General features: G+C 60.0%; 5 protein-coding genes. All 5 read left to right on the forward strand.

Annotation, left to right across the window (positions count from 1 at the left end):
* Window positions 1-490 (forward strand): N-acetylneuraminate synthase family protein (locus AB4043_RS18210; protein ID WP_442307709.1); only part of this gene is annotated, 490 nt, incomplete at its 5' end.
* Window positions 491-680: 190 nt separating this feature from the next.
* The gene (locus tag AB4043_RS18215) at window positions 681-1,286 is read left to right on the forward strand and encodes an RNA polymerase sigma factor (protein WP_442307710.1); all 606 of its coding nucleotides are present in this window, start codon (window positions 681-683) and stop codon (window positions 1,284-1,286) included.
* A complete protein-coding gene (locus AB4043_RS18220; RefSeq protein ID WP_442300388.1) occupies window positions 1,283-1,759 on the forward strand; it encodes a hypothetical protein in 477 nt (158 codons plus the stop codon). The genes AB4043_RS18215 and AB4043_RS18220 overlap by 4 nt, the downstream gene beginning before the upstream one ends.
* A 30-nt stretch (window positions 1,760-1,789) precedes the next feature.
* Window positions 1,790-2,377 (forward strand): periplasmic heavy metal sensor, encoded by a 588-nt coding sequence (locus AB4043_RS18225; RefSeq protein ID WP_442307711.1) that lies wholly within the window; start codon window positions 1,790-1,792, stop codon window positions 2,375-2,377.
* A 513-nt stretch (window positions 2,378-2,890) separates the two neighbouring features.
* Window positions 2,891-3,669, forward strand: a 779-nt coding sequence (locus AB4043_RS18230; protein ID WP_442307712.1) for a hypothetical protein, incomplete at its 3' end; no start/stop codon positions are given.

Consider the following 3,669-nt stretch of genomic DNA (forward strand, 5'->3'; position numbering starts at 1 on the left):
GCCGTACATCGATGTCTTCCAGATCGGGGCGCGCAACATGCAGAACTTCAACCTGCTGCGGGAGCTTGGCCATGTGCGTAAGGCATGCCTGCTGAAGCGCGGTATCGCCGCCACGATCGAAGAGGTCTTGCTCTCTGCCGAGTACATCCTCTCCGGCGGTAACTACGACCTGATGCTGTGCGAGCGCGGTATCCGTACCTTTGAGACCTACACCCGCAACACCATGGACGTCTCGGCGATTCCGGTGCTGAAGAAGCTGACCCACCTGCCGGTCTTCGGCGATCCGTCGCATGGTGTCGGCAAGCGCGACCTGGTGCCGGCACTGGCGCTGGCGTCGGTAGCTGCCGGAGCCGACGGTCTGCTGATGGAGATGCACCCGAATCCGGATAAGGCGATGAGTGACGGCGCCCAGTCGCTTTTCCCGGAGCAGCTCAACAAACTGAACGCCCAGCTCAAGCAGCTTGCCCCGATCGTTGGGCGTACGCTGTAGGGAATTCCAATCCTATGGAATCCCAATCCAGGTGGCGCCAATTCAATTGCCAAGCGATAGCAATTGAGTGACACGCCCTAGGCAAAATCCGGTACAAAGGTAACTAAGGGCCGCATTTGCGGCCCTTTAGTCTTCGCTTTGATGACGGTCGATGTACTCCGCGCCGGTGTAATCCCGTCCAAACGGGTGTATGCCTGCTACCGCCAGCACCGCGATACTCTCATTTGCCGCACGGCAGGAGGCCCGCACGCACGAGCTTGAGGACATTGACGGTCTCGTTCGGCTCTATCGCGCCAAGGTCTACCGCTACGTAGCCTATTCCATCAACGACGCGGATCTCGCTGAGTCCATCACCCAGGACTGCTTCGTCAAGGCCTATGCCAACCGGGCCAGCTTCCGCGGCGACTGCTCCGTCTCGACATGGCTGATGTCCATTGCCACCAACCTGGTGCGCGATCATGTCCGCACCCAGAAGTTCAAGTTCTGGCGCAACTTCCGTGCGACGGCCGCCGACGTCACCGACATGTCGCACCAGATCAGCTCGCGCGCCAGCTCGCCGGAGAGCGCCCTGATCGCCCGGGAACGCGTCCAAGGCGTGCATGCCGCCCTGGCGACGCTCTCTGAACGGCAGCGTTCGGTCTTCGTCATGCGATTCCTGGAAGAGATGGRTCTAGCGGAGATTGCCGAGGCAACCGGCATGCCGGTCAATACCGTCAAGACTCACCTGCACCGGGCTGTAACTGCCATTCGAGCACAGCTTGGTCCAAACGCGTCTACACTGGGAGGTACGCGATGAACCGGCACCTCACAGACGAACAGTTCACCGATCTTCTGCTGGGACTGGATGACGGCACTGCCGCAGCCCATCTGAACTCGTGTGAACACTGCCGCCAGGAAATGACTCGGGTGGAAGAGACGATGGGCATGCTGCGCGAGGCATCCATGGACTGGAGCCGCCAGCGCGTGGCGGAAATGCCGACACCTCAGCCCGGCTTCTTCGAACGTCTGGGACTTTCCTTCCGCCCAGCTGCGGGTATGGCTATGGCTGCAGTGCTTGCGATTGCGGTTGCCGTGCCATTCCTGATCCGCGATAACGATGCGCCGCAGCAGGCGTCCGTACAACATAAGTCACCGGTGCCTACGGCGGAACAGATTGCCGCAGACAATGAACTGATGTCCGCTATCAACCAGGAGATTGCGCAGCCCGCTGCCCAGCACGAGGCGGCCTTTGCCAACGAGTCCGGCAAAGCCAGGACAACGAAGCGCTAATCTCTTTTATTATTCTTTTTTCTTCGCCAAATGACGTATCGATTCAAACTCGCCCTGGCCCTGCTTGCCATCCTGATTGGCGGCTCAGCTGCTCTTGCGCAAGGCCCTGGCGGCCCTCCGGGCGGGGGCGGCATGCGGGGTGGGGGTGGTCGCCCACCAATGGGGAACGGTGGCGGTTTTGGCGGCGGCTTTCCTGATCGGCGGAACTCGTCTCCCCCTCCGTTTGGCGGCAATAACCCGGGCACGATGAGCACCATGCACGGCGGTCTGCAGGTTGGCCCTCCGGGACGGTGGTGGGACGATAAGAAGTTTTCAGAGTCGATCGGGATTCAGAAAGAACAGCGCTCCCGCATGGACGCGATCTTCGATGCCAACCGTGGAACCCTGGCTTCGCTCTTCCGCTCGCTGCGGAAGGAAGAGGACACTCTTGGCCCTCTGGTCTCGGCGGAGCAGCCCGATGAGAACCGCATCCTGTCTCAGATTGATCGCGTCGCGCAAGCCCGGGCCGAGCTGGAAAAGGCAAACGCCCGCATGCTGTTAGGCATCCGCCGCGAACTTACGCTGGATCAGTGGCATAAGCTGGAAACCCACCGCGGTCAGCAAGCGCCCACCGAATAACTTCATTTCTGGTGGGAGCAGCGGGGTCCCCGGCCAGCTTTGCTGGCTGGGGTATCCAGCGGGGTCCCCGGCCGGCTTTGCTGGCTGGGGTATCCAGCGGGCTTCAGCCCCCCTGATAAACGCATGAAAGTAAATGGGTTTTTAGCCCTGAGTCTTTTCTGGCTGGCCATTTAAAAGGCCAGGGCGAAAGCCCATTCGTTACAGAGCTGGATAACCTGGCCTGAAGGTCACGGCTGCCACCGTATTCGAGCAGAAATTCCCCCGATCTGCGACTTTTGGAGCTCTGTTTCCGTCTCCCCTGCGCCGCATTGTTTGGCGAGTTGTGGCTCAGGAAACATGCATTTGAGACGTTGACAACGGTGTTTTCGATGTGGTCTAACGTCATCGGCTTAAGACGTCTCAAATTTGCGTTACTGAACCCGTCTCAACGCCACAATTTCACGGTTCATCCGTATTGTTATCGCTGCAGCAAATGTCCAGCGTGCTCTGGATTCTGGAGGGGAGGTCTTCCACATGCGTAGGAAATTTCTTTGGTCGGCATGCATCGCTGTCACGGCATGCGCCAGTCTATGGGCCGCGGACTGGCCAAGCGTCGGCGGCAATCCGCAGCGCGACGGCTGGGCGCGTAACGACAAGTACCTGAGCAAGGACAACATCACCAAGGGCCAGGTGAAGCTCCTGTACAAGTTCAAGTTCCCGAATACGGCTGTAGGCTTGGATGCGCTTTCGACGCCCATCGATCTGACAAACCTTATCGGCTGGGCCGGCTTCAAGGAGCTGCTCTTTGTCGGCGGCAGCAGCAATGCCCTTTACTCCATCGATTCCGACCTCGGAGAGAAGTACTTCGAGACGAAGTTCGATGTGAAGCCCAGCGGAACGCCGACCGCACTGTGCTCGGGTGGCCAGACTGCCTCGGTCGTGATGCCGGGCAATAGTATGGGACGCCGCGGTTTTGGCGGCGGCGGCTTCCAGCGCCCGCAGCCGTATGTGTGGGCGGTCTCGAGCGACGGCATGCTTCATGCTGCGCGCCAGCAGGACGGCGATGCGAAGAAGTACATTGCTCCGGTGCAGTTTGTTCCTGCCGGATCGAAGGTCAGCGGTCTGAACACCAACAGCAATGTCATCTACGCCTCAACCGTCGATAGCTGCGCCGGACCGAACGGCCTCTACGCCGCTACGCTGACGCCACCGGTACTTCCTGATATGCCGGACATGCCTTTGGTGAAGCCGGCCGAGTATGCGGTGACCTCGTTCATGACCAATGGCAGCGGATTTTCCGGCCCGGGTGGAGT

Origin of the sequence: Terriglobus sp. YAF25, assembly GCF_052113305.1 — a bacterium.
GTDB lineage: Bacteria > Acidobacteriota > Terriglobia > Terriglobales > Acidobacteriaceae > Terriglobus.

What these genes read in the sequence shown, in the direction of transcription:
- AB4043_RS18220 (WP_442300388.1), top strand. Translation starts at nt 1,283, where the DNA reads ATGAACCGGCACCTCACAGACGAACAGTTCACCGATCTTCTGCTGGGA.
- AB4043_RS18225 (WP_442307711.1), top strand. Translation starts at nt 1,790, where the DNA reads ATGACGTATCGATTCAAACTCGCCCTGGCCCTGCTTGCCATCCTGATT.